The organism is Candidatus Formimonas warabiya (assembly GCF_002777255.1).
Taxonomy (GTDB): domain Bacteria; phylum Bacillota; class Dehalobacteriia; order Dehalobacteriales; family Dehalobacteriaceae; genus Formimonas; species Formimonas warabiya.
In genome coordinates this window covers 4,552,609-4,572,841 of sequence record NZ_CP017634.1, presented here as the reverse complement: position 1 = coordinate 4,572,841, position 20,233 = coordinate 4,552,609, and the positions used below count along the sequence as shown (strand labels likewise).

Below are 20,233 nucleotides of genomic sequence, written 5' to 3'. Positions count from 1 at the left end.
CTTCTTTCAACTTCCTTGATTCAGTATAGCAATGGGGCTCCCCTTTCTACACGCCTCTCTTACCAACCGATTTTAATATATCATACTAAGTAGAACTATAAACATCCCTTATTTCCTTTCGGGCTTGACGTCCAGGTGAACAAACCACATCCTTTTCCTGTCATGGGGGCAGGATTCTTTGCTCAGGACGGGGTAATTACCTTCAAACGTCGCGGTAAGACGGAGATATGCAAGGGATAGTCAGGCCCTTTCTCCCCATCCACATCCGTATCCGGGTTGCTATTGTCTTCCTCCAGCCTTTCAATGCTTAAATTACTGGTTTGGAAATAGATGACCCTTTTATCCTTGATATGTTCCCCTAGGATAAATTTCGGGAAAATGATCGGTAACTGGGTCAGGTTCACCGCCTTCAAACCGACAAAATCCAGCTTCCCATCATCAACCGCCGCCGGGCCGCCCAGCTTTGTGAATCCCCCGGCGCCGCCCCCGTTAAATACCAGAAAAAAATAAAAATCTTCCGTGATATTCCCTTGGGGAGATGTAATGCGAAGCTTCATACTTCTAAAATTGGGCAGCTCCTGCATTCCCTTCAAATAGTAGGCAATTTTACCCAATGAATTTTTCCATTCCAGACCGACTTTTTGGGAAATATTGGTCAGCAAACCTCCGCTGCACACATTAATGAAATAGCAGCGGTTCACAGAACCCACATCCACCCGTCTTGTTCTCATCAAACTGAGACTGCTGATCGCTTTTCTCAGGTCCAGGGGGATCCCTAAATAGGTAGCGAAATCATTGGCTGTACCGGCCGGAATAATGCCCAAGGGGATGTCCCTCTTTTCCTGAAGCAAAGCATTCACGGCCAGATTTACGGAACCGTCGCCTCCGGCGATAATAACACCCTGATAATCCTGGCAATCTTTTCTCATGATGAATTTTCCGAAATCCTCCGGGGTGGAAGTCCGGTAAGGGTGAATTTCATAACCTTGTTTCCGGAAGGTTTTGATGGTGTAATCCAGTAAATAGCGGAATTTCCGGGTTCCTGAATAAGGATTATAGATCAATTGGATTTTTTCCATACCGCCATCGCCTTTCTCTCATGCCAGAATTTCCCTCCTATTATTTTAACATACTCATTTTTATTTAAAAAGAGAAGGCAGCAAATAAGGCCTCCTTATGTCAAGGGACCTGTCCCCCTGACATAAAAATTTTGTCGAATAAAAAGATACCAAGGGATTCAATGAAATGGTAAAATTGAATGGTAAAATGATCATAATTTGCCAAGCGATTTGAAAACCCGTGTATTAACAACAAATTTGGGGGTGGATCATGAATGAATTGAAATTAAAGAAGCCCATGATCATAAAAATCTGTCTTTTATTGTTCCTTTGTTTCCTGTGTGCCGGCTGCGCCAAAACAACCGGAGAGCCCCTTACCCTGGACAACCTGGCAGGCAAAAAGGTGGCTGCGATGATCGGGTACAGCACGGATTATATTCTCTCGGCAGCAAACTATGGCTTGGATATTTATCGCTACGATGCCTATTCCGATATGCAGTTGGCCTTAAAATTCCACCGTGTTGACGCCATTGCCATGGAAATGGACGAGGCATATGTCTTTTGCCGGATTGAGCCGGATTATAAGATTGCACTGCATGCGAAGAATCAAATAGAGTACGGCTATATGTTTAGTTCGGACAGAAAGGAGTTTCTGCCTGAGTTCAACCAATTTATTCAAAAATTCAAGAAGACTGAGGAGTATGCCGACCTGCTCAGACGGGTGGAAGCATCGGCGTACGCACCCTATCAAGCCAAAAAGGTGAAAAATGTGGTCACGACGGATAGAGTGCTCAAGGTTGCCGCCTTTGACGGCTGGGAGCCGGTATCCTACATCAATGCCTCCACAGGTGAATGGGAGGGCGCCGACGTGGAGTTGATTACCCATTTTGCCAACAGTTTGGGCGCAAAAGTGGAGCTGATCGATATGAGCTGGAATCAGATGCTGATCGAGCTGGGCAGCGGTTTGGTTGATATGATGTTGTGTCCTGACTCGCTCATGCTGGCCAAGGATTTGGAAATGGGCGGACACATCACCATGTCGGACCCGGTATTTTTAAAGGACATTGTCCTGATTGTGAATAAGGAGGAAAAGTAATGGCTGACTTCATCCAAGGCATCAAGGATTCTGTCTACCTCAATCTGATTTATGAGGACAGATATTTATTCTTAATCAAAGGCTTCGGCATGACCCTCTATTTGACGTTCATGACTTTTCTGTTAGGAACGCTGATCGGGGCATTGTTCTGCAAGCTGAGACTTTCCAAAAACAGCACCGTTTCAAAGACTGTGATCTGGCTAAAGACGCTGTTTATCAGACTGCCTACCTTGGTGCTGCTGATTATCTTCACCTATTTAATTTTCGCCGACACCAGCATTGATACTGTTACATTAGCAATTTTTGCTTTTGCCATCAAAACCGGATCCTATATATGCGACATCATGTACAGCGCCATTGAAACTGTGGACAAGGGCGAGATAGAAGCGGGAAGAACCTTGGGCATGTCATCGTTTATGGTGTTCCGGCTGGTGGTGCTTCCCCAGGCCATCAAGAATGCCCTGCCGGTCTATAAAAATCAATTGATTATCACAATGCAGGAAACCTCTTTAGTGGGTTTTTTGGCCATCAATGACTTGACAAGAGCCAGTCAGGTGATCACCAGCCGTACCATGGATCCCTATCTGTCCATTGTCATCACCGCCGTGGCCTATCTGTTGATTGGAGCTGTTTCCGGCCTTCTGTTCCGGCTGGCGGACCGGGAAAAGCATTTGTGCCGTGCGGATTTTATCAATAAATAGGGGGAAAAAGGATCATGATTTCCATACGAAATTTATCTAAAAGTTATGGGGATAACCTGATTTTGAAGGACATCAGCGTAGATATCGAGGACGGTGCCGTGATTGCCATTATCGGCCCTTCAGGCTGCGGCAAAAGTACCTTTATCCGTTGTCTCAATCTATTGGAACAGCCTGATTCGGGGCAAATATTTATCGGCGCAGCGGAAATCACGAAAAAGGGTGTGAATATTGACGCCGTGCGCCAAAAATTAGGGATGGTCTTTCAATCATTTAACCTGTTTTCCCATAAAACTGTGTTGGAGAATGTGATTCTTGCTCCCATGAAGGTGCTCAAGCTTTCCCAAGAACAGGCCGTACGGGACGCCTTAGAGTATCTTGAGATGGTCGGCATCGCCAACCGGGCCGACCATCTGCCCAGCCAGCTTTCCGGGGGACAAAAACAAAGGGTAGCCATTGCCCGCTGTCTCGCCATGCATCCGGAAGTAATCCTATTTGACGAGCCCACATCGGCTCTTGATCCGACGATGGTGGACGAGGTCCTATCTGTGATACGCAAGCTGGTGAGAAGCGGTTTAAGCTGCATCATTGTCACCCATGAAATGAATTTTGCCAAAAACGTCGCCACCAAAGTATTCTACATGGATGAAAAAGGGATCTATGAAAGCGGTACCCCGTCGGATATTTTTGAACGTCCTCAAAGGGAAAAGACAAAAATATTTATCAATAAACTAAAAGTCTTTTCCGGTGAATATAAGCTGTCGGAAATTGATTTATATGAAATTCTGAGACAAGTAACCGAGTATTGCTTAAAATATGACATGAATAAGCGGGAAACCAACAAAATTACGCTCATTTGTGAGGAATACGTCACAAATCTCATGAAACGCCGGGTATCCGACGAAAGAATCGCCATCTTCCTTCGCTATAACGAAAATGACGACTCCAAGGAAATTATGTTTAAGGATAATTTCTCCCCGGAAAATCATTTTGAGAGCCCAGACTTTGATGAAATGAGTGTGCTGCTCATCAAAGGCTTTACAAAATCTGTCGAATACCGGAGAGAAAACGGCCAAAACGTATTTGAGCTGAAATTATAGTCTCTCCCGCCTTAAGGAAAACCTCCATGGGATATCCGTAACAAAAAGTTAAAAAGATGCATATACTGCATTAGCAAGAATAAAAAGGAAACCTTTGGGTTAATGGAGGTTTCATAAATGGAGCAAAGTCAATCCGAAGCTTTGCGTAAAATCCAGGTACTAGAATTTACCGCTATTGAGTTAAACCTTTTTCTGGACACGCACCCGGAAGATAAAAATGCCGTAGATATTTATAACTTGGCAACCCGGGAATTAAACAAGTCGAAAAAAGCTTATGAGAAGATGTACGGACCCTTGGTGAATTTTGGTTTCTCCCGGAGCAAGTCGCCCTGGCAGTGGATTTCCTCCCCTTGGCCATGGGAAGTCTAGGAGAATACGCATATGTGGATCTATGAAAAGAAATTGGAGTATCCGGTGCGGGTGAGTAAACCGAACGTAAAATTGGCTAAATTTTTAGTAACCCAGTACGGCGGGCCGGACGGGGAGCTTTCGGCCGCTTTGCAGTATTTCAATCAAAGGTACAGTGTATCTACGGACAAGGCAAAAGGAATTTTAACAGATATCGGTACGGAAGAGTTAGCCCATTTGGAAATAGTTGCGACATTGATTCATAAATTAATTAAAAACGCCTCTCCCCAGGAAATGGAGGCCGCCGGTCTGGGCGGCTGGTATGCCCAACTTGATCATGGCCTCTTTTATTTTGATGCCAACGGCGTTCCCTGGTCTGCCCAATATATCAGCACCCTGGGAGACGAAATCGCCGATCTTCAATCCGATTTGGCGTTAGAAAGAAGAGCGCAGGCAACTTATGAACATTTAATCGGTTTAACAGATGATCCGGACGTGATTGATGTTTTAAAATTTCTTAGGGAGCGGGAAATCGTCCATTTTCAACGTTTTGGGGAAGTTTTACAGTTTATGCAGGAACAGATGCAGAACAAAGAACAATATTAAAAATGAAAAACCCTTAAGCACCGTTGCTTAAGGGTTTTCATTTGTTTGAATAGCATCCTCGAATGACTCCCAGGAAGGAAATAAAAAGAACAGGGGCTTGTCCCCTTGGCTTTACCCCGGACAATTCCCTGTCCCTGAATCTTCTTTAATTCCATTCCCTTGTCAGGGTCCCGTTCATCCGTCTCAGAGACAAGCGGCACCCCTTAAACGATTGAGTAATAGCATCTCTTGGGCGAGGTAATCTTACCCTCATTTTTTAATGCTTTGATGGCCTTTTCAACTTCCTTTTGATCAATGCCGGCAATTTGGGCGATTTCTCCCGGTTTTAAAGGAGCTTCACTTTCCGCTAAGGTTTTTAACACTAAATCTTGCGTACCCATTCTTCTTCCTCCTCATTATTTATTCAGTGTTTCCCGGTTTGGTGTTTCCCGGTTTGGTGTTTCCCGGTTTGGTGTTTCCAAACGATCTTACCATGATCTATCCTAACCGAATTATATCAAAAATATTTGTCCTTTTGAATCCAGAACTTGGGTTTTTAGCTATTTCTCTGGGAGCTCCTTCCCCACCCTCCTGTTCTTGTGAAACTTACCCGTGAATATACTGTAGTTAAGTACATATGGGGGTGACAGCATGTTTTATACCATTAAAAATTTAGTTTTTGAAGGCGGTGGTGTTTTAGGGATAGCCTATTTAGGCGTGTTGGATTTTTTAACTCAATGCGGTATTCTGCAAAAGGTAAACAGAGTTGCGGGAGCGTCTGCAGGCGCCATCACGGCGTGCATCACCAGTTTCAATTTACCCTTTGAGGAATTAAAAGAAATTGCCGATTCCTTAGATTATCGAAAAATACCGGAAAAAGAGGAGCATCCCGATCTAAAAAACATCCCGGGCCCCGTCAAAAAAGAATGGGAAAAAGTATTTGGGGATCTTGATTGTACCTATCGATTAATCACGGACTACGGCTGGTACTCCAGCCAGTATTTTTATCATTGGATCCAAGAACAGATCTCCTACCAATTCGACAAATCCAAAAAGCTTCCTCCCTATACTTTCGCCGATTTTAAAGACCCCGGTATCCATAAAGGAAATAGGCCCTTTTTAGATTTGTATGTGATTGGCACCGATATTTCCAGCAGGATGTCAAAAGTCTTCTCCTATGAAACGACCCCGAATATGGAAGTCGCCGAAGCGGTGCGGATTTCTATGTCCATTCCTCTTTTTTTTGAAGCCATCAAAGTCACCGACTATGAAATCAACCGTCATCCCTTGCTGAATATTTTTTCTGACGGAGGGGTAACCAGGAATTACCCGATAAACCTTTTTGACGCCATCAACATACAGGAGCAATTTCTGTACGGGGTAAACGCGCAAACATTAGGTGCCAGATTCAGAAGCGAGATAAAATATACGGAGATAACCAGCTTTTTGGGATTTATCACGAATCTGGTCCTAACGTTTCTCCAGGTTCAGCAGGACATGTACAGAAACAGCCCTGCGGACGCGGCCCGGTCCATTGAGATTTACACCAATGATATCAGTGCGGTAGATTTTAATATCAGCCCCAACGATCAGACATATCGTTTTCTCTACCAGCAAGGCTACGCCGCGGCGAATAATTACTTCAAGTCACGGAATTATCTGATCTGAAAAAAATCGGCACAGGAGCCTGTCTGTGTGGATTTGCATCCGGCAGGCTCCTGTGCCTTTGTCTGCAAAAATTGATTTTCTATTCAAAAATTGCCGTGACATTTTTCAATTCCTGAGGAATGGCAATGCCTTGGGGGCAATGGCTTTCGCATTTGCCGCATTCCGCGCATTTGGACGGAGGAGTCGACATTTTCGACATCACCGCATAGCTCTTCTTTGCTAAAGGGGAACCGTCAAAAACCCAATGGTCATTATAGATGGAAAAGCATCTGGGAATATTGATCCCAGCGGGACAGGGCATACAATACCCGCAAGCCGTACAATTCACCTTTATTTTTTCTTGAAAAACCTTTTTAATCTGATCAAACATTTCTAATTCATCTGTTGTTAATGCATGTGGCTCTGCGTCCTGGGCCACCTTAACATTTTCCACCACATGATCCATGGTTGTCATCCCGCTCAAGACCAGGGATACTTCCGGATGATTCCATACCCAGCGCAAGCCCCATTCCGCCGCTGATCTCTGCACATGGGCCCGGTCCATAATCGCTTTTGCCTCCTTGGGCAGATTAACAATATTACCGCCTCTGAGAGGTTCCATAATGGCAATACCTAGACCCTTTTTCGCGGCATAGTCCAAGCCCTCTTTGCCCGCCTGAAAATCTTCGTCCAGATAATTATACTGAATCTGGCAGAAGGACCAGTCGTAATCATCGACGATTTCCTTGAACAAGTTTACCTGGTCATGGAAAGAAAAACCGGCATATTTGATTCTGCCGTCTTTGATCGCTTGATCAAAGAATTCAGTGATGCCGGCTTTTCTTAAGACCGGCCAAACATTGGCATTCAGTGAATGGGCTAAATAGAAATCAATGGTATCCGTCTCCAGGCGTTCCAATTGCTCATTCAAGTATTTGTCCATATCTGATCTTGTTTTGATCAGCCAGCTGGGCAGCTTCGTTGCTAGATTAACCCGCTCCCGGTACCCATTCTTCAAGGCTTTCGCAACCAAAGGCTCGCTTGCTCCCCCCTGATTAAAACCGGCACCGTGATAAGGGTAGGCCGTATCCACATAATTTACCCCGCGATCAATGGCATAGTGCATCATTTTTATGGCCGCGTCTTCATCAATGTTCGTCGGATCGCTGCCCGTAACAGGCAGCCTCATGCAGCCAAAGCCTAATATGGAAACCCTTTCCTCCGTCTTTCCAAAATCTCTGTACAACATGATGATTCCTCCAATGCAAAATTACTCAAAACCCTATTTTCATAAACATTTTTAGTATATAATTTAGAGTAAACTCTAAGTCAATAAAAAAGTGTTAAAATATGATTGCTTAGAATATCCTTTCGCTTCTAAAATGTCAGAAATAAATTATTCGGCCCGTATGCAACGAAATCCACCGATACTTTTTCAAAGGGGGAAAAGCTTATGAATTATTCCATCAAAGAGGTGTCCCAACGATTTAATATCTCCCCATATACCCTGCGTTATTATGAAAAAGAGGGGCTTTTACCTTCTATCCACCGTACCCCGAACGGGACTAGAACCTATAGCGATGTTGACCTGGAATGGCTTCATCTTATTTGTTGTATGAGAGCCACAGGCATGTCCATCGCTTATATCAAGAAGTATGTCGACCTGTGCCGCCTCGGCAAAGATACGATCCCGGAAAGGCGTCAGATCATTCTGCGCCAGAAAGAGATCATTGAAAACCATATTAAGGAATACCAGGGCCTGCTCAAGCTGGTAAATAAAAAATTGAAATATTACGATCACATCGCGGACCCCAGTCAAAAAAACTTGAACTGTAATGTCATGAATGTCAAGGGGACAGGTCCCTTGACAACATGATTTTCTTACCGTTTGTGTTTTAAGGCAAGTATCCCTGCACTTATGAAGATTTGATTTCTCTCAGAAGCCTTATCGGCTCTTCCTTTCCTTTTCTTGCACGATACAGCATCCATATAAAATAAATCCTGTAATGGATCTCTATGTCAAGGGACCTGTCCCCTTGACATGGTGGTCTCTACCTGTCCCCTCGACATGCCTTTGACATGTGGAAGGAAGGATGTGAAAAAATGCTATGGCAAAGCTGGTTTATGAATTACAGATCCTGCTGGACCTGGTTATGATCCAGATCAGACAGATCCTTCCCTACTGGTTGGCCGGAACACTGCTCGGTTCAATTCTGTCCGTATATGCGTCAAAAAGCATTACCCAACTGGCCGCCCGCATCAAAAGCCAAAGATACAGTTTTATTCAGGCGCTCCTGGCAGCGATGCTGGGCGTGGCCTCTCCTGTCTGCATGTATGGGACCCTTCCCGTTGGGGTTTTAGGAAAAGAGAAAGTTCCCCAATACATCCTGGCCACCTTTATGATCAGTTCCATCCTGCTCAATCCCAACTTATTTCTGATCAGTTTTGCCCTTGGCATGCCCCTGGCCCTCCTGCGGCTCTTTTTCAGCGTGGCAGGGGGTATGTTGGCCGGAGCCCTTGTCTTTGTATTCTTTCAGGGAAAGGACTTTTTTGACTTGAAAAGCTTTGCGGACGATACCGGCGCCGGCAAAAATACGGGCAAAAAAAGCTTCCTGAAAGATCTCGGTAAGTCTATGCGGATTACAGCGCCTTATTTGATGATCGGAATTGTGCTTACCGCATTGTTCGACCGGTATTTTCCCCAGCAGGCCATGGACGCTCTGTTTCTGCAAAACAAGGGGCTGAGTGTACTGTTCATGGCTTCCGCAGGTGTGCCGGTATACCTGTGCGGCGGCGGAACCATCCCCTTGCTCAGGGCCTGGCTGGAAGCGGGAATGAGTCCCGGCTCCGCAGTTGCGTTTATGGTTTCCGGCCCCTCTACAAAGCTCACAAATCTGAGTGCCGTAAAGTCCATTCTCGGCACACGGCATTTTGTCTTTTATATCGCCTATAATCTGCTGTTTGCCGTTTTTGCGGGGCTAGCCACAGAGTTTGTTTTTAATTTTTTGCCATAATAATGTTATTCAGTATTTAAAATTAAAAGGAGGTGAAGAAAAGATGAATATACCCAAAGGGATTTTTCTGTGTATCCTGCTTGTCCTTCCAGCTCTGGGGGTTTTCAGCGGGTGCAGCCCGTCAAAGGACAGTTTGCCTAACAGCGGGACGGATACGCCACCTCCAGCCGTGGAAGGCGCACAGCAGTCATCCGGCACTCCGCCCGAAACGCCCCAGGAAACAGGTGCCGTTTCTACGGTATTCGTACAAAAAAATACCGACGGCACAGATGACGGCTTTGAAAAATTGCTCTCCCTGATGCAAAGCAAGGGTCTTTCCTTTTACAAAAAGGAAAATTCGGCAGAAGGTTTCATTGGTGCCCACGATGTGGTTCTTTTAGAGATAAATTGCCAATGGGCAGAGCGGGGCGGCACCAATACGGATTTGCTGAAATCCATTATTCAAGCCATCATTCAACACCCGGATACCTTTCAGGGAGAAATCATTATCGCGGATAACGGACAGGGTCAATATGGTTCCGCAGGCAACGGGGGCAGCCTTGATTGGGAAAAGGCGAATTCCAAAGACAGGAAGCAGTCCGTCCTGGATGTGGTCGATTTTTTTGCCGGGCAGGGTTATGCCATTTCGGGCGTATTATGGGATGAATTTACCGGCAACCAGGTATCGGAGTTCGAAACAGGGGATGATGAAAACGGCTTCGTACTGGAGGATCAGAAGCAAAGTACAGGAATTCAAATTACATATGCAAAATTTACCACAAAATATGGCACAAAGGTAAGCTTCAAAAAAGGGATCTGGAACAAGGACACAAAGCAATATGATGCCGCTGCTCTGAAAGTGATCAGTGTTCCCGTATTAAAGTCTCACGGGATTTATCAGGTCACAGCAGCGATCAAGAAATATATGGGCACAGCCTCTTACACACTTACCCGGGGCGCCGCACACAACAACATCGGCAGAGGCGCCATGGGGACCCAGATGGCCCTCACCCGGATTCCGGTACTCAACATCCTGGATGCCATTTGGGTTACTCCCGACGGAGGCCCTAACGCGCCTTATTCCAGGGCAGTGGAAACAAACATGATCCTCGCCAGCACCGATCCTGTGGCTTTGGATTATTGGGCCAGCAAAAATATTCTCATGGAAGCGGCACGCAAGTCAGGCAACAAACGCTATCCATCCATGAGTCCTGATGGAACGGAGCCCGGCACTTTCGGATATTGGCTGAGATTATCCATGGAAGAATTGCAAAAGGCCGGTTTTCAGACCACCATGGATGAGGATAAAATTTCCGTCCATATCGCCGAATAACACCGGGCAGGAACGTCACAGAACGCCTGTTTAAGATAGGAGAGTGCATCAGATGAAAAAACAAATCATATTTTCCCTGGTCATGCTGTGGGGCTTTCTTCTCGTGGGTTGCACGGCAGAAAAGCCTCCCCAGTCCCAGGAAACCCATGCCCCGGATGGAGCAGTTTCCCAAAACAGTGAAACCCCGCCTCCTGTTCAGAAAGGTTCTCTGGGGAAGGTGGAAATATCCTTTCCCTTTGCGAGACAGGCCGGTGTGGCCAGTAATCAGTTTGCGGTCTGGATCGAAGATAAAGAAGGCACTTTGGTAAAGACATTGTTTGTTACGGATTTTACCGCCCAGGGAGGCTATCACTCCAGAAAAGAGGCTCTGGCCGCATGGGTTCAGAGATCAAATCCAGCCGGGGCACCCGCCGGTGACATCGATGAGGTCAGTGGAGCGACACCCCCATCGGGTAATTTGACATACACATGGGATTGTGCCGATCAAAATGGCAACCCTGTCTCCGGCGGGGAATACAGGTTTTTTGTGGAGGGCACCCTTTTTTGGGAAAGCAACGTGCTATACAGCGGGACGATTGCTGTGGGGGAAACCCAGGAATCCCCTGTCACTGCAACGGCAGAATACAGTTCAGAGGATGAAAAAAACAAGGATATGATTGGTCCGGTTGAGGCCGTTTATCTTCCGTAAGCAGGGGATTCGCAAGGGGCTCCCCTATCCCTTTGCACTGGGAGGGATTCTCTCCGAATGAAACTGTAGTAACCGAAAATAGATACGATATAATTAAAATATCCTTGACTCTCCTCTGAGGTAAGGGTTTATCATCATTGTACGGGGTGAAAAATCATGGAGTACACGGTGAAAGAAGTTGCCAACATGACGGGCGTTACCATTAAAACCCTTCATTACTACCACAAGATCGGTTTGCTTCTGCCATGCAGGGTGACGGATGCCGGCTACCGCCTGTATGGGGAAAAGGAGCTGATGCGGCTGCAGCAAATTCTTTTTTACCGGGAGCTTGATTTTTCTCTCGATGATATTAAAAAAGCCCTGAAGAGTGAATCCGACCGGGTGATGTGCCTAAAGGGGCAGCAAGAACTGCTTTGCGCGCGAAAGCAGAGGATTGACTGCCTGCTTAGAACAATCGCAAAATCGATTCATTCAGCGATGAAAGGAGAAATGATGCCCATGCAGGATATGTTTCAAGGTTTTGATAAACAGGGGTGGGAAAAGGCCCTGGCAGCACAGAATGAATACCTGAAAGAGAAGTACAACTATAACCTGTTGGAAAAGAATGAAATCAAGCCCCAGGAACTGAATGAAAAAGCGGCGGAAGCGCAAGATTTTATGAATACCATGGCGGCAGCGCTGAAAAATAGGCTTCCTATTTATGACGAAAAGGTACAGAAAGCCGTCTCGGCACATCTTGCCTTTTTGCACCGCCAGGGAACTGAAATGGATGCAAAAGGATATCTTGCCTCCGTAAAATTCTTATCCCAGGATGATTTTCACCGGGACATGCTGGAATCTCATCAAATCGGTTTAAGCTATTATTTAATGGCTGTTGCGGAACAGTATGCGGCGAATCATGTTTAATATTGCTTGAACAGATAAGTGGACAGCGAGCCGGTTTCGGCTCGCTGTCATTCAACAATGTCACGGGGACAGGTCCCTTGACATGATCTTTCTAACATTTTTTGAATTAAAGCAAGTGCTCCTGCAATTATATATCATGCAATTATATGTAGAGAGAGATTTGATTTCTCTGAAACCTTATTGGCCTTTCTTTTCGACTTTCAGATGACACCACATCCATATAGAGAATTAACCCTATCATTACCCTTAATGTCAAGGGACCTGTCCCTCTGACATATATGACATCACATCCATATGCAGAATTAATCCTGTCATTACCCCTAATGTCAAGGGACCTGTCCCTCTGACATGCTTTTAAGCCGGTCTAAGGGAAAATAATAATCCGTGTATTGTCTCAGTACCAGGCCGGTCTCCGGGCGCCCGGGTATCATCTCCTGACCAAGCACCTCTGAACGAATGAGGACCTCCGGCTCATTGATGCCGAATAGCAACCGCATCCCGGTAGAACTGCTAAACCGGGGATTTATTTCGAAAATTACAGGTTTTCCATCCCGCAGGCGCAGCTGAATATTCAGCGCCCCGTATGCGCTAAGTGTGCCGGCAACTCCGACGCAATAATCGGCAATCTCGTGATAATCGTCAGAAACAGCGGCGATAGAAACGCCATCCTGCAGGTACCGTTTTAAAGCAATTTTCGAAATTGCTTTTCCCTGATGGTCCAAACAAATCCCCACCGTAAATTCTTGGTCCTCTCCGGCGATGTATTCCTGGACAATTAAGTTTTTCCTCCCCGTTACATTTTTCACCAGCTGCCGCTTGTTCTTCACCAGAGTAACCCCTTCTGAACCACTCCCCATACGGGGCTTGATGATAAGGGGAAATCCCGTGCTTTTTAAAAATGGGGAAATCCCCTTCATATCTTCAGGATAGCGCATACTTGCCGGAACCGGGAAACCGGCGCGGGACAAATAACCCATGGTCAACCACTTATCACGGCAAATTTTGATCACGGCGGGGGAACTTACGAATACCTTCGCGGCCGTAGACTTTTCAAGCGATTTCCTTTTTTTGGCATAAAACGAAAGCTCCCGTCCCGAGCCAATGAAGATGGCTTTGATCTGATAATTCTTGCACAGATCTTCGATAAACAGATAGTAGCTCTCTTCAGATGCGACCTGGGGAGCAAGAAAGCCTTTGTCCGCTATAAAAAGTCCTAAGGAATACGGGTTGACGTCAACCGCCAAGATCTCCAAAGGCAGCACGGATGCCTTCAGGGCCCGGATGATGCCCAGGCCGTATACGGAACCGGCGCCGGTAACCAGCACCCTGAAAGGTCTATTCATTTCCTGGGTATCTTTGCAAGGTGCCGACGATGTAATCAACCTCCTGTTCTGTTAGTCCAGGGTGCACGGGTATGGAAACCACCCTTTCCGCAGCTTCACGGGCATTTGGGAAAGAGCCGAAAATCTTTCTGTGCCGGTATAAGGGCTGGTCCGGGATAGCTTTGGGATAATGGATGCCATAGCCGATACCCTGGGCTTCCAGGAATTCGATGAACCGATTCCGGTGATCAACCTGAAGAGTATACTGGTGATAGACATGTTCAAAGCCCGGCAAACAGATGGGCTTCACAAAGGCCGGGTTTGTGATCTCCCTCCCATAACGGGCCCCGATGGCTTGGCGTCTTTGATTAAAACCCGGCAGCTTCCGCAGTTGTTCTATGCCTATGGCGGCATGGATATTCGTCATGCGATAATTGTACCCCAATAAATCATGCCGGTATTTGGCGGTCTGGCCATGATTGAGGAAACTTCTCGCTTTCTCTGCCAATTCCCGGTCCTGGGTGGTGAGCATACCGCCTTCGCCGCAGGTCATGTTCTTGGTAGGATAAAAACTAAACGCGCCGAAGTGCCCGAAAGTGCCCACTTTCTTTCCCTGAATGGCGGCACCATGGGCTTGGGCACAATCCTCTATTACGGCCAGACGGTATTGACGGGCAATTTCCATGATCTCTGTCATCCGGGCGGGATGCCCGTAAAGGTGGACGATCACCAGTGCTTTGGTGTCCGGGTGCGTTTTGATAGTATCCAGGAGGGACTGGGGAGAAATATTATAATCCCGGGGGTCTATGTCGCAAAAGACAGGAACCGCCTGTACGTAAAGGATGGCATTGGCCGTGGCAATAAATGAGAAAGGCGTGGTGATCACTTTTTCTCCCGGCTGAATGCCCAATGACAACAAGGCGACGTGAAGAGCGGAGGTCCCGGAAGAGGTGGCAACACCATAATTACTCCCCTGGTAAAGGGCAAAATTTCGTTCAAACTCTGCAACATATTCTCCCTGAGCTAACCTGCCGCTGAAGAGAACTTCATTGACCCGCTTTTGTTCCTCCATACTAAGCATGGGTTTTGCCAAAGGAATCATCTTGCCCCTCCCTGAAAATTTTTTTGCACAGGGCCAGGTTTAACCGGTGGCCGGAGCGAATGCCGATCACGTGCCCCAGCACCTTTTTCCCCAACAAGCTTAGGTCCCCCAGAAGATCTAAGGCTTTATGCCGGGCCGGTTCATTCGGCCAAAGCCAGTTTCCCTGCTCCGCTCCGGACTGAATGACTAAAACGTTTGCGCTGGCTTTTCCGGTCAGGTTGATCACTTCTTCCCACTCCGACGCCATGATAAAAGAACGGGCACCGGCTAATTCCTTTACAAAGGTTTTAGGGGTCACGTTTATTTCCGCATTTTGGCATAAGAGGGGCAGTTCAGGATAATCAAGGACATAGGTTAACTTAAACCCCTCGTAAGGAAGGGCCATAAGCAGCTTTTCATTTGACCTGTCTCCAACCCTTTCCCGTTTAAAAACAACAATGGGCTTCTGTATTTTAATCTTTTCCTGCGGATATGGCTGCTGTACCGTCCCGGCTCTTAAAAGAGCCTGCGCAAACGCTTTGCCGCTGTAATCCGGCATCACAGGCAAACTGGGCTGGGCCAGCTCAATAAACACATTATCCAAATCTAATCCTGCTAGCGCTGCCAGAGCATGCTCCGTGTGTTCTATGCGCACATGTCCCTGGACCAAAGAAGTCCAGCGGTATTCCACCTTCGCTTTTTTAAAGGAGCATCTTACTTGCGGGCGGCCCGGCAGGTCGTTTCGGATAAATACCATCCCGGTATTGGGCGGAGCAGGGCAAAAAGAAACTTTTGCCTCCGTGTCGCCGGTGATACTGGTACCTATTAAAGAAACCCGATGTTTAATCGTTGTCTGGTAATCCATACTCATCCCTTTCCCGCCCTAAAAAACTAATCTTTCATGATCCTGTCGGCGCTTAACTGTAAAAACTGTAGAATTTGTCCGGCACGTTCCTTATAGGTGTGATGTAGGTAAACCTCCTCTTGGCCATTTTGCGCTACCTCTTGACGTGCTTGGGCATCCTTCAGAAAATAATTCACCAGGGTAACTGTATTCTCCGGGGAAGAGGAGCAGATGAGATGAACATGATTTTTAAACAGATTGTTGACCGCCTGTGTCGGCACCGTGAGCAAAAAACCGCCTGCACCCAGTACTTCAAAAGTCCGGGAAGTTAACATGCCCTGGTCGTTTTGCAAACCGATGATGATCTTGGCCGAATTATACACCTTATTCGTTTCTTCATAGGGCAGCTTACCCTTAATCATCTGCTTGGGGATTTTAAAACCCATTAATTCCTCGTTAAAACGGTCCCAGCGGCTGCCCCAGATGGCCAGGTGATATCCCCTTTCCACCAAAGGCTTCAGCAAAATCTCCACGCTATCCTTGCGGTAGGATTTCCAGGCTTTGCCCCCATTACCTACTAAGGCCACATCATAAACATACTCAGGGCGGAGAGGCTCCGCCCTATTAAATTCCGGATTACAGCCAAAATCCAGGTGTCCGGCCGGAATCCCCAGTCTCCGGTATGTGCTTACACTCTCCGGATGGATCGTTAAAACCGCGTCCGGTTTCAGAATCTGCATGCTCCGCAAGGAGCATTCTTTCGTCCATCGGGGGTCTTCAGTTGCCCAGTACAGGTGTTTTATCTGGTATTTAGCGACTTTCTTTACCAGCTCATCTACGTGCTTCCGTTTATGCTCCCGATAGGTCCACCCGGTTGTGATTAAAAGATCCGGTCTAAAGCGGTCAACTGCTTCTTCTAATGATTTTTTGCTTAAATCCCGGAGCACAAAAACCGGATGTCTCAGTTCTCTAAAACCCTGGGGCAGCCCCAGCGTGTATTTGGCACTACGGGCAAAAAACAGGATTCTGCTCATTCTTGCCCTCCCTTCAACAAAAGATCGCGGGTGCGCTCCGCCCCACAGTTAAATAACAGATCCACGATAGAAAGATTCGGGATAAAATTGCCCCAGAGTTGGGGGTATGGGATAGGCTGATAGTCTAAATATTCCAATTTAAGACCGTGTTTTTCGAAAGTCTCCGGTTGATGATAGGCCGCGCCCCCAGTGCCGGACAGGTAACTATCGGCAGAAAAATGCCGGCAGAGGGCAACAATACGTTCATTTTTGTCCCGGTCGGCAAATTGGGGGAAGGAGGACAAAAAAACCAGCTTTGTCTCCAGCCTAAGCAAATCATAGACCAGCCTGATGAAATCATAATTAATGAGCCAAAGATATTCGCGATCTGGTAGGCTCTCCAGGCGGGGGAAAATTTCTGCAAAATAGGGTGCTTTGGCGTAGTTTAGTCTGAGGGCCTGAAGATGTTTTTTTTCCCAGCCGGGTAAAACAAGCACGTCGGCATATCGTTGCAGACCTAAACCTTTGCGTTTAACCGGTATGGTGAGCATCTGAGACCCCTGAGGGGTTTTGATCAGGTTCCTGTTCGCCACGGAACAACCCCTGGGAAACTGCACCGTATCTAAAATGACAAAAATATCACACCGGGCCATCTTACTGAAATATCCCGGCCAGGGAAGATAATTTGGCTGGTGTACCGCTAATTTCATCGCCATACCCCATTAAACGGTTTACGCTTATTTAAAAGTATATAAATAGCTTTCCCGCAGCACCCCATGCCCGCCACAGCCTTCTTTGAACCGGAATAACCCGGTATTCACACTGCTTCCTTTTTCCTCGGTGGAAATACCCCAATCCAGATAAAGAAAGCCCTTTTTTCGTCCCCATTCCATCAGATAAGCAAAAATAAGGTTCAGCGGCCGCAGGTGCTGGTATTGGTCGTCGTGGGCAATATAAAAACAGTTCATTACTCTTTCGTTTAGTAGAAAGACTAAAACGCCGGCTGTGAGCGTTGCCCCTTGATAGGCGGCAAAGAGTTTAATTCTTTCGGGATATAGGGTTTTTAGATACTTGATTTCCCCCAGGGAATGGGTGGGCTTAGCATGATGGTTTTGGTGCAGCTTTTTTTCTAATATGGGCCAATAATCCTGGATATCCCCATCCTCGACAACCGATAACCCGCTTTTCCACGCCTTTTGATAGTTGCGAAAGGCGGTGGGACTCATCACCCTCTTGGCAAAAGGCTCCTCACCTTTGTTCAGCTCCAGGGCCGTGGCCAGCTCTGTGTACTCAATATTAAATCCCGAGTACCTTAAGGCAAAATCAAGCTGGTCCGCCAGCCCCCGGTGATAAATTCTGGGCACTAGTTTCAGCCGGACGGCATCAAAACCGGTCTCGCCACAATATTCAAGAAAAACCCTTACCAGCTCCAGGCTTTTTTTCGTGCTTAGGGTAGGTGGGATGATGAGTCCGCCGTGGGAAGCGCCGGGATGAGAGACCAGGATCATCCTTTGATCCTTTTCTTGGATTTGCGCAGCAGGAAGAAGGGCCATCATACGCTTATTTTCCCGAAAAATTAAAGAATGGTCCGAAAATCTATCGCCAGGATGATAATTCAAAAACTTTCTCTCCTGCATGAAAGTACCGTTCACAGAAGAAACCAGAAAATCATCCCATTCATTTTCCCAGTCCTTATTATATCTTTTCACTACCAGCGTCATCTTGATCACGCTCACCCTGATGATGATATTTAACTGCACGGTTCCCCCTGGCCTTTATTTCATCAACGGATCGTCACTTTCTCGCCCCCTTTGGCCAGGGAGCGGGCAATGTAATCCGTAATTTTTGCCACAAAACGGATATCCTCTTTACCACTGTGGGGTTCCTTATTTTCCCGGATACATTCCATGAAGTGCAGACACTCCCGTTTCAGGGGTTCTAAATTTTCTTCCGCTATAAAAAGATGATTGCTCTCTCCGTTCATCAAAAGCTGAATTTTTTTGTGCGCCGGCTGCACATCGTCAAAAACTAATTTTATTCTTTCGGAAACCAGGGTAATTTTTCTGGTTTTTTCCGTGTGCATACAACTTGCAAAAATGGAAGCAATTTTACCTTGGGGAAAACCAAGTAGAATATAGATGACAGAGCTCCCCCCCTGCGCAATGACCCAGACAGGGTCTTCGCCGGTCAAGTGGCGGGAAAGATAAATGTCATGAACTGCCAAATCATGCAGGACATCAACTCCGGAAACCTGAGGCGCAGAATTGGTGCGCGACATGTTTAAATAGCAGAGATGATCGCTCATCTTATTTTCTTCCAGAAATCTTTTAATCTTTTTAACCGCAGGATGGTAAATCAACGTGTAGCCCGCCATCAATACGCGGTTCTGCGCAGCGGCCAAATGAATTAAATCCATACTGTCTTTATGATCAATGGTGACAGGTTTTTCGACGAGAACGGATTTTCCTCTGCCGATAAATTCCTTTGCCAGCAGGTAGTGACTTTCAGGTGTTGTGGCAATAACAACCCCCTGCACCGAATTGTCGTTCAATATATCGGCTTTATTTTCCGTGCCTTTGATTTGAGGGTAAGCAGCAACAGCATCCTTCAGCTTTTGCGGGTCAGAGTCACAGACCCACCTTAATTCACAATCTTCTAGGGAAGTCAGGGTCTTAAGATAATGCCTACCCCATTTTCCGCAACCGATCAAAGCAAGCTTCATCATGGCCATTCCCTTTCAAATTATATGTTAGAGCACCATATAGTAGTATATTCGCCGGTGATAAAAAGGAGAATTCATGATTCGTCCTTGTTTTTCATGCCCTTTGGCTGCCCGGACCCTGATGAGCGCATTCCTTCTGAACCGGTCTTTCATCGTTAGAGGGCATCAAGCCTATATACCCGCCATCACTTCACGGATAAGAGATAGGTGAGATCTTTGACAACGGTTTTTGGACCCTCCCACTCCCGGTAATACTTGAAATGAATCTCTGCATTCCCCTTCTCTAAGCACTTAAACTTCCAAGTATGGAGCAATGGGGTGCCGACCGCATTTCCTTCCGCTTCTTGATTGCTCTCAGATTCTAAAGCCGCCACTTCTTCGTTACTGATGGTATAGTGCCAGGAGTAGCCGGTAGAAGGATTTTCGTCCAGCGAAATAACAGCTAGATCACCCACATTCAGCACATATTCTTGCTGAGGTTTTTCTAATACCACTTCCTTTCCTGTCTGTTTCCAGCAACCTGAGAAAATAGCCAAGCACAAAATGAGCCCGGCCAAGACATAAATATTTCTCCCCCGGTGCATCATAGATTCCTCCTTTCTTAATTTATTCACATTTGGCTTTTTACTTTCCTCACCGTATTCTATAAATTGTATATGCGAAAAATCTTCGTCTATGTCTTTCCAAGCCTAATGGTGTCATAAAAAAATTGCCCTTCCTCCCATAATGTGCTCTCTCTCATTTACTTACGCAATTTTCGAAGAATAATATGGGGAAAACGATGCAGACTAAAATAATA

21 protein-coding genes and 1 pseudogene are annotated in these 20,233 nt (G+C 46.4%); 11 read left to right on the top strand and 11 right to left on the bottom strand.

Annotation, left to right across the window (positions count from 1 at the left end; genetic code table 11):
• Positions 1-182: 182 nt before the first annotated feature.
• Positions 183-1,079: a YegS/Rv2252/BmrU family lipid kinase gene (locus tag DCMF_RS20740; RefSeq protein WP_148136192.1), complete on the bottom strand. Its 897-nt coding sequence runs from the start codon at positions 1,077-1,079 to the stop codon at positions 183-185.
• 250 nt (positions 1,080-1,329) lie between these two features.
• On the opposite strand from DCMF_RS20740, the gene DCMF_RS20735 reads away from it, so the two are divergent.
• The 5 genes and pseudogenes from DCMF_RS20735 to DCMF_RS20715 all read left to right on the top strand — a co-directional run bounded on the left by DCMF_RS20735 (position 1,330) and on the right by DCMF_RS20715 (position 4,906).
• Positions 1,330-2,154 (top strand): transporter substrate-binding domain-containing protein, encoded by an 825-nt coding sequence (locus tag DCMF_RS20735; protein ID WP_148136191.1) that lies wholly within the window; start codon positions 1,330-1,332, stop codon positions 2,152-2,154.
• Positions 2,154-2,855 carry an amino acid ABC transporter permease gene (locus DCMF_RS20730; RefSeq protein ID WP_148136190.1) on the top strand — a complete coding sequence of 234 codons (702 nt, stop codon included), beginning with the start codon at positions 2,154-2,156 and terminating at the stop codon, positions 2,853-2,855. Before DCMF_RS20735 ends, DCMF_RS20730 begins: the two co-directional genes overlap by 1 nt.
• A 14-nt stretch (positions 2,856-2,869) precedes the next feature.
• Positions 2,870-3,586: pseudogene (locus DCMF_RS20725) on the top strand (amino acid ABC transporter ATP-binding protein); the annotation flags it as partial.
• A gap of 483 nt (positions 3,587-4,069) precedes the next feature.
• The gene (locus DCMF_RS20720) at positions 4,070-4,321 is read left to right on the top strand and encodes a spore coat protein CotJB (RefSeq protein WP_148136188.1); all 252 of its coding nucleotides are present in this window, start codon (positions 4,070-4,072) and stop codon (positions 4,319-4,321) included.
• A 12-nt stretch (positions 4,322-4,333) separates the two neighbouring features.
• Positions 4,334-4,906 (top strand): manganese catalase family protein, encoded by a 573-nt coding sequence (locus DCMF_RS20715; RefSeq protein WP_148136187.1) that lies wholly within the window; start codon positions 4,334-4,336, stop codon positions 4,904-4,906.
• A gap of 203 nt (positions 4,907-5,109) precedes the next feature.
• Here DCMF_RS20715 and DCMF_RS20710 read toward each other — a convergent pair whose 3' ends face one another.
• Positions 5,110-5,286, bottom strand: a complete 177-nt coding sequence (locus DCMF_RS20710; protein WP_148136186.1) for a helix-turn-helix domain-containing protein — start codon at positions 5,284-5,286, stop codon at positions 5,110-5,112.
• Positions 5,287-5,536: 250 nt separating this feature from the next.
• Here DCMF_RS20710 and DCMF_RS20705 point away from each other — a divergent pair, with 250 nt between their 5' ends.
• A complete protein-coding gene (locus DCMF_RS20705) occupies positions 5,537-6,553 on the top strand; it encodes a patatin-like phospholipase family protein (protein WP_148136185.1) in 1,017 nt (338 codons plus the stop codon).
• Between the two features lie 79 nt (positions 6,554-6,632).
• Here DCMF_RS20705 and DCMF_RS20700 read toward each other — a convergent pair whose 3' ends face one another.
• Entirely contained in the window at positions 6,633-7,781 is a 1,149-nt protein-coding gene (locus DCMF_RS20700; RefSeq protein ID WP_148136184.1) for an aldo/keto reductase, read from the bottom strand.
• Positions 7,782-7,985: 204 nt separating this feature from the next.
• Here DCMF_RS20700 and DCMF_RS20695 point away from each other — a divergent pair, with 204 nt between their 5' ends.
• The 5 genes from DCMF_RS20695 (at position 7,986) to DCMF_RS20675 (ending at position 12,452) form a co-directional block, all read left to right on the top strand.
• Entirely contained in the window at positions 7,986-8,408 is a 423-nt protein-coding gene (locus DCMF_RS20695; RefSeq protein ID WP_148136183.1) for a MerR family transcriptional regulator, read from the top strand.
• A 232-nt stretch (positions 8,409-8,640) separates the two neighbouring features.
• A complete protein-coding gene (locus tag DCMF_RS20690; protein WP_148136182.1) occupies positions 8,641-9,546 on the top strand; it encodes a permease in 906 nt (301 codons plus the stop codon).
• Between the two features lie 43 nt (positions 9,547-9,589).
• Positions 9,590-10,858, top strand: coding sequence for a DUF362 domain-containing protein (locus tag DCMF_RS20685; protein WP_148136181.1), 1,269 nt, complete (start codon positions 9,590-9,592; stop codon positions 10,856-10,858).
• 52 nt (positions 10,859-10,910) lie between these two features.
• Positions 10,911-11,546 (top strand): DUF2271 domain-containing protein, encoded by a 636-nt coding sequence (locus tag DCMF_RS20680; protein WP_148136180.1) that lies wholly within the window; start codon positions 10,911-10,913, stop codon positions 11,544-11,546.
• Between the two features lie 156 nt (positions 11,547-11,702).
• On the top strand, positions 11,703-12,452 hold the full coding sequence (locus DCMF_RS20675; RefSeq protein WP_148136179.1) for a MerR family transcriptional regulator: 750 nt from the start codon (positions 11,703-11,705) through the stop codon (positions 12,450-12,452).
• A 326-nt stretch (positions 12,453-12,778) separates the two neighbouring features.
• Here DCMF_RS20675 and DCMF_RS20670 read toward each other — a convergent pair whose 3' ends face one another.
• The 8 genes from DCMF_RS20670 to DCMF_RS20635 all read right to left on the bottom strand — a co-directional run bounded on the left by DCMF_RS20670 (position 12,779) and on the right by DCMF_RS20635 (position 20,021).
• Entirely contained in the window at positions 12,779-13,795 is a 1,017-nt protein-coding gene (locus tag DCMF_RS20670) for an ATP-grasp domain-containing protein (protein ID WP_148136178.1), read from the bottom strand.
• Positions 13,788-14,876, bottom strand: a complete 1,089-nt coding sequence (locus tag DCMF_RS20665; RefSeq protein WP_148136177.1) for a DegT/DnrJ/EryC1/StrS family aminotransferase — start codon at positions 14,874-14,876, stop codon at positions 13,788-13,790. Before DCMF_RS20665 ends, DCMF_RS20670 begins: the two co-directional genes overlap by 8 nt.
• Positions 14,848-15,726: a UDP-3-O-acyl-N-acetylglucosamine deacetylase gene (locus DCMF_RS20660; protein WP_148136176.1), complete on the bottom strand. Its 879-nt coding sequence runs from the start codon at positions 15,724-15,726 to the stop codon at positions 14,848-14,850. Before DCMF_RS20660 ends, DCMF_RS20665 begins: the two co-directional genes overlap by 29 nt.
• Before the next feature lie 20 nt (positions 15,727-15,746).
• Positions 15,747-16,733, bottom strand: a complete 987-nt coding sequence (locus tag DCMF_RS20655) for a CgeB family protein (RefSeq protein ID WP_148136175.1) — start codon at positions 16,731-16,733, stop codon at positions 15,747-15,749.
• A complete protein-coding gene (locus tag DCMF_RS20650; protein ID WP_214658780.1) occupies positions 16,730-17,422 on the bottom strand; it encodes a WbqC family protein in 693 nt (230 codons plus the stop codon). Before DCMF_RS20650 ends, DCMF_RS20655 begins: the two co-directional genes overlap by 4 nt.
• Before the next feature lie 27 nt (positions 17,423-17,449).
• Positions 17,450-18,472: a GNAT family N-acetyltransferase gene (locus DCMF_RS20645; protein WP_148136173.1), complete on the bottom strand. Its 1,023-nt coding sequence runs from the start codon at positions 18,470-18,472 to the stop codon at positions 17,450-17,452.
• Between the two features lie 23 nt (positions 18,473-18,495).
• Positions 18,496-19,437 (bottom strand): Gfo/Idh/MocA family protein, encoded by a 942-nt coding sequence (locus DCMF_RS20640; RefSeq protein ID WP_214658779.1) that lies wholly within the window; start codon positions 19,435-19,437, stop codon positions 18,496-18,498.
• A gap of 182 nt (positions 19,438-19,619) precedes the next feature.
• Positions 19,620-20,021, bottom strand: a complete 402-nt coding sequence (locus DCMF_RS20635; protein WP_148136171.1) for a protease inhibitor I42 family protein — start codon at positions 20,019-20,021, stop codon at positions 19,620-19,622.
• Positions 20,022-20,233: the final 212 nt, after the last annotated feature.

What these genes read in the sequence shown, in the direction of transcription:
- DCMF_RS20740 (WP_148136192.1), bottom strand. Translation starts at nt 1,079, where the DNA reads ATGGAAAAAATCCAATTGATCTATAATCCTTATTCAGGAACCCGGAAA.
- DCMF_RS20735 (WP_148136191.1), top strand. Translation starts at nt 1,330, where the DNA reads ATGAATGAATTGAAATTAAAGAAGCCCATGATCATAAAAATCTGTCTT.
- DCMF_RS20730 (WP_148136190.1), top strand. Translation starts at nt 2,154, where the DNA reads ATGGCTGACTTCATCCAAGGCATCAAGGATTCTGTCTACCTCAATCTG.
- DCMF_RS20720 (WP_148136188.1), top strand. Translation starts at nt 4,070, where the DNA reads ATGGAGCAAAGTCAATCCGAAGCTTTGCGTAAAATCCAGGTACTAGAA.
- DCMF_RS20715 (WP_148136187.1), top strand. Translation starts at nt 4,334, where the DNA reads ATGTGGATCTATGAAAAGAAATTGGAGTATCCGGTGCGGGTGAGTAAA.
- DCMF_RS20710 (WP_148136186.1), bottom strand. Translation starts at nt 5,286, where the DNA reads ATGGGTACGCAAGATTTAGTGTTAAAAACCTTAGCGGAAAGTGAAGCT.
- DCMF_RS20705 (WP_148136185.1), top strand. Translation starts at nt 5,537, where the DNA reads ATGTTTTATACCATTAAAAATTTAGTTTTTGAAGGCGGTGGTGTTTTA.
- DCMF_RS20700 (WP_148136184.1), bottom strand. Translation starts at nt 7,781, where the DNA reads ATGTTGTACAGAGATTTTGGAAAGACGGAGGAAAGGGTTTCCATATTA.
- DCMF_RS20695 (WP_148136183.1), top strand. Translation starts at nt 7,986, where the DNA reads ATGAATTATTCCATCAAAGAGGTGTCCCAACGATTTAATATCTCCCCA.
- DCMF_RS20690 (WP_148136182.1), top strand. Translation starts at nt 8,641, where the DNA reads ATGGCAAAGCTGGTTTATGAATTACAGATCCTGCTGGACCTGGTTATG.
- DCMF_RS20685 (WP_148136181.1), top strand. Translation starts at nt 9,590, where the DNA reads ATGAATATACCCAAAGGGATTTTTCTGTGTATCCTGCTTGTCCTTCCA.
- DCMF_RS20680 (WP_148136180.1), top strand. Translation starts at nt 10,911, where the DNA reads ATGAAAAAACAAATCATATTTTCCCTGGTCATGCTGTGGGGCTTTCTT.
- DCMF_RS20675 (WP_148136179.1), top strand. Translation starts at nt 11,703, where the DNA reads ATGGAGTACACGGTGAAAGAAGTTGCCAACATGACGGGCGTTACCATT.
- DCMF_RS20670 (WP_148136178.1), bottom strand. Translation starts at nt 13,795, where the DNA reads ATGAATAGACCTTTCAGGGTGCTGGTTACCGGCGCCGGTTCCGTATAC.
- DCMF_RS20665 (WP_148136177.1), bottom strand. Translation starts at nt 14,876, where the DNA reads ATGATTCCTTTGGCAAAACCCATGCTTAGTATGGAGGAACAAAAGCGG.
- DCMF_RS20660 (WP_148136176.1), bottom strand. Translation starts at nt 15,726, where the DNA reads ATGAGTATGGATTACCAGACAACGATTAAACATCGGGTTTCTTTAATA.
- DCMF_RS20655 (WP_148136175.1), bottom strand. Translation starts at nt 16,733, where the DNA reads ATGAGCAGAATCCTGTTTTTTGCCCGTAGTGCCAAATACACGCTGGGG.
- DCMF_RS20650 (WP_214658780.1), bottom strand. Translation starts at nt 17,422, where the DNA reads ATGAAATTAGCGGTACACCAGCCAAATTATCTTCCCTGGCCGGGATAT.
- DCMF_RS20640 (WP_214658779.1), bottom strand. Translation starts at nt 19,437, where the DNA reads ATGATGAAGCTTGCTTTGATCGGTTGCGGAAAATGGGGTAGGCATTAT.
- DCMF_RS20635 (WP_148136171.1), bottom strand. Translation starts at nt 20,021, where the DNA reads ATGATGCACCGGGGGAGAAATATTTATGTCTTGGCCGGGCTCATTTTG.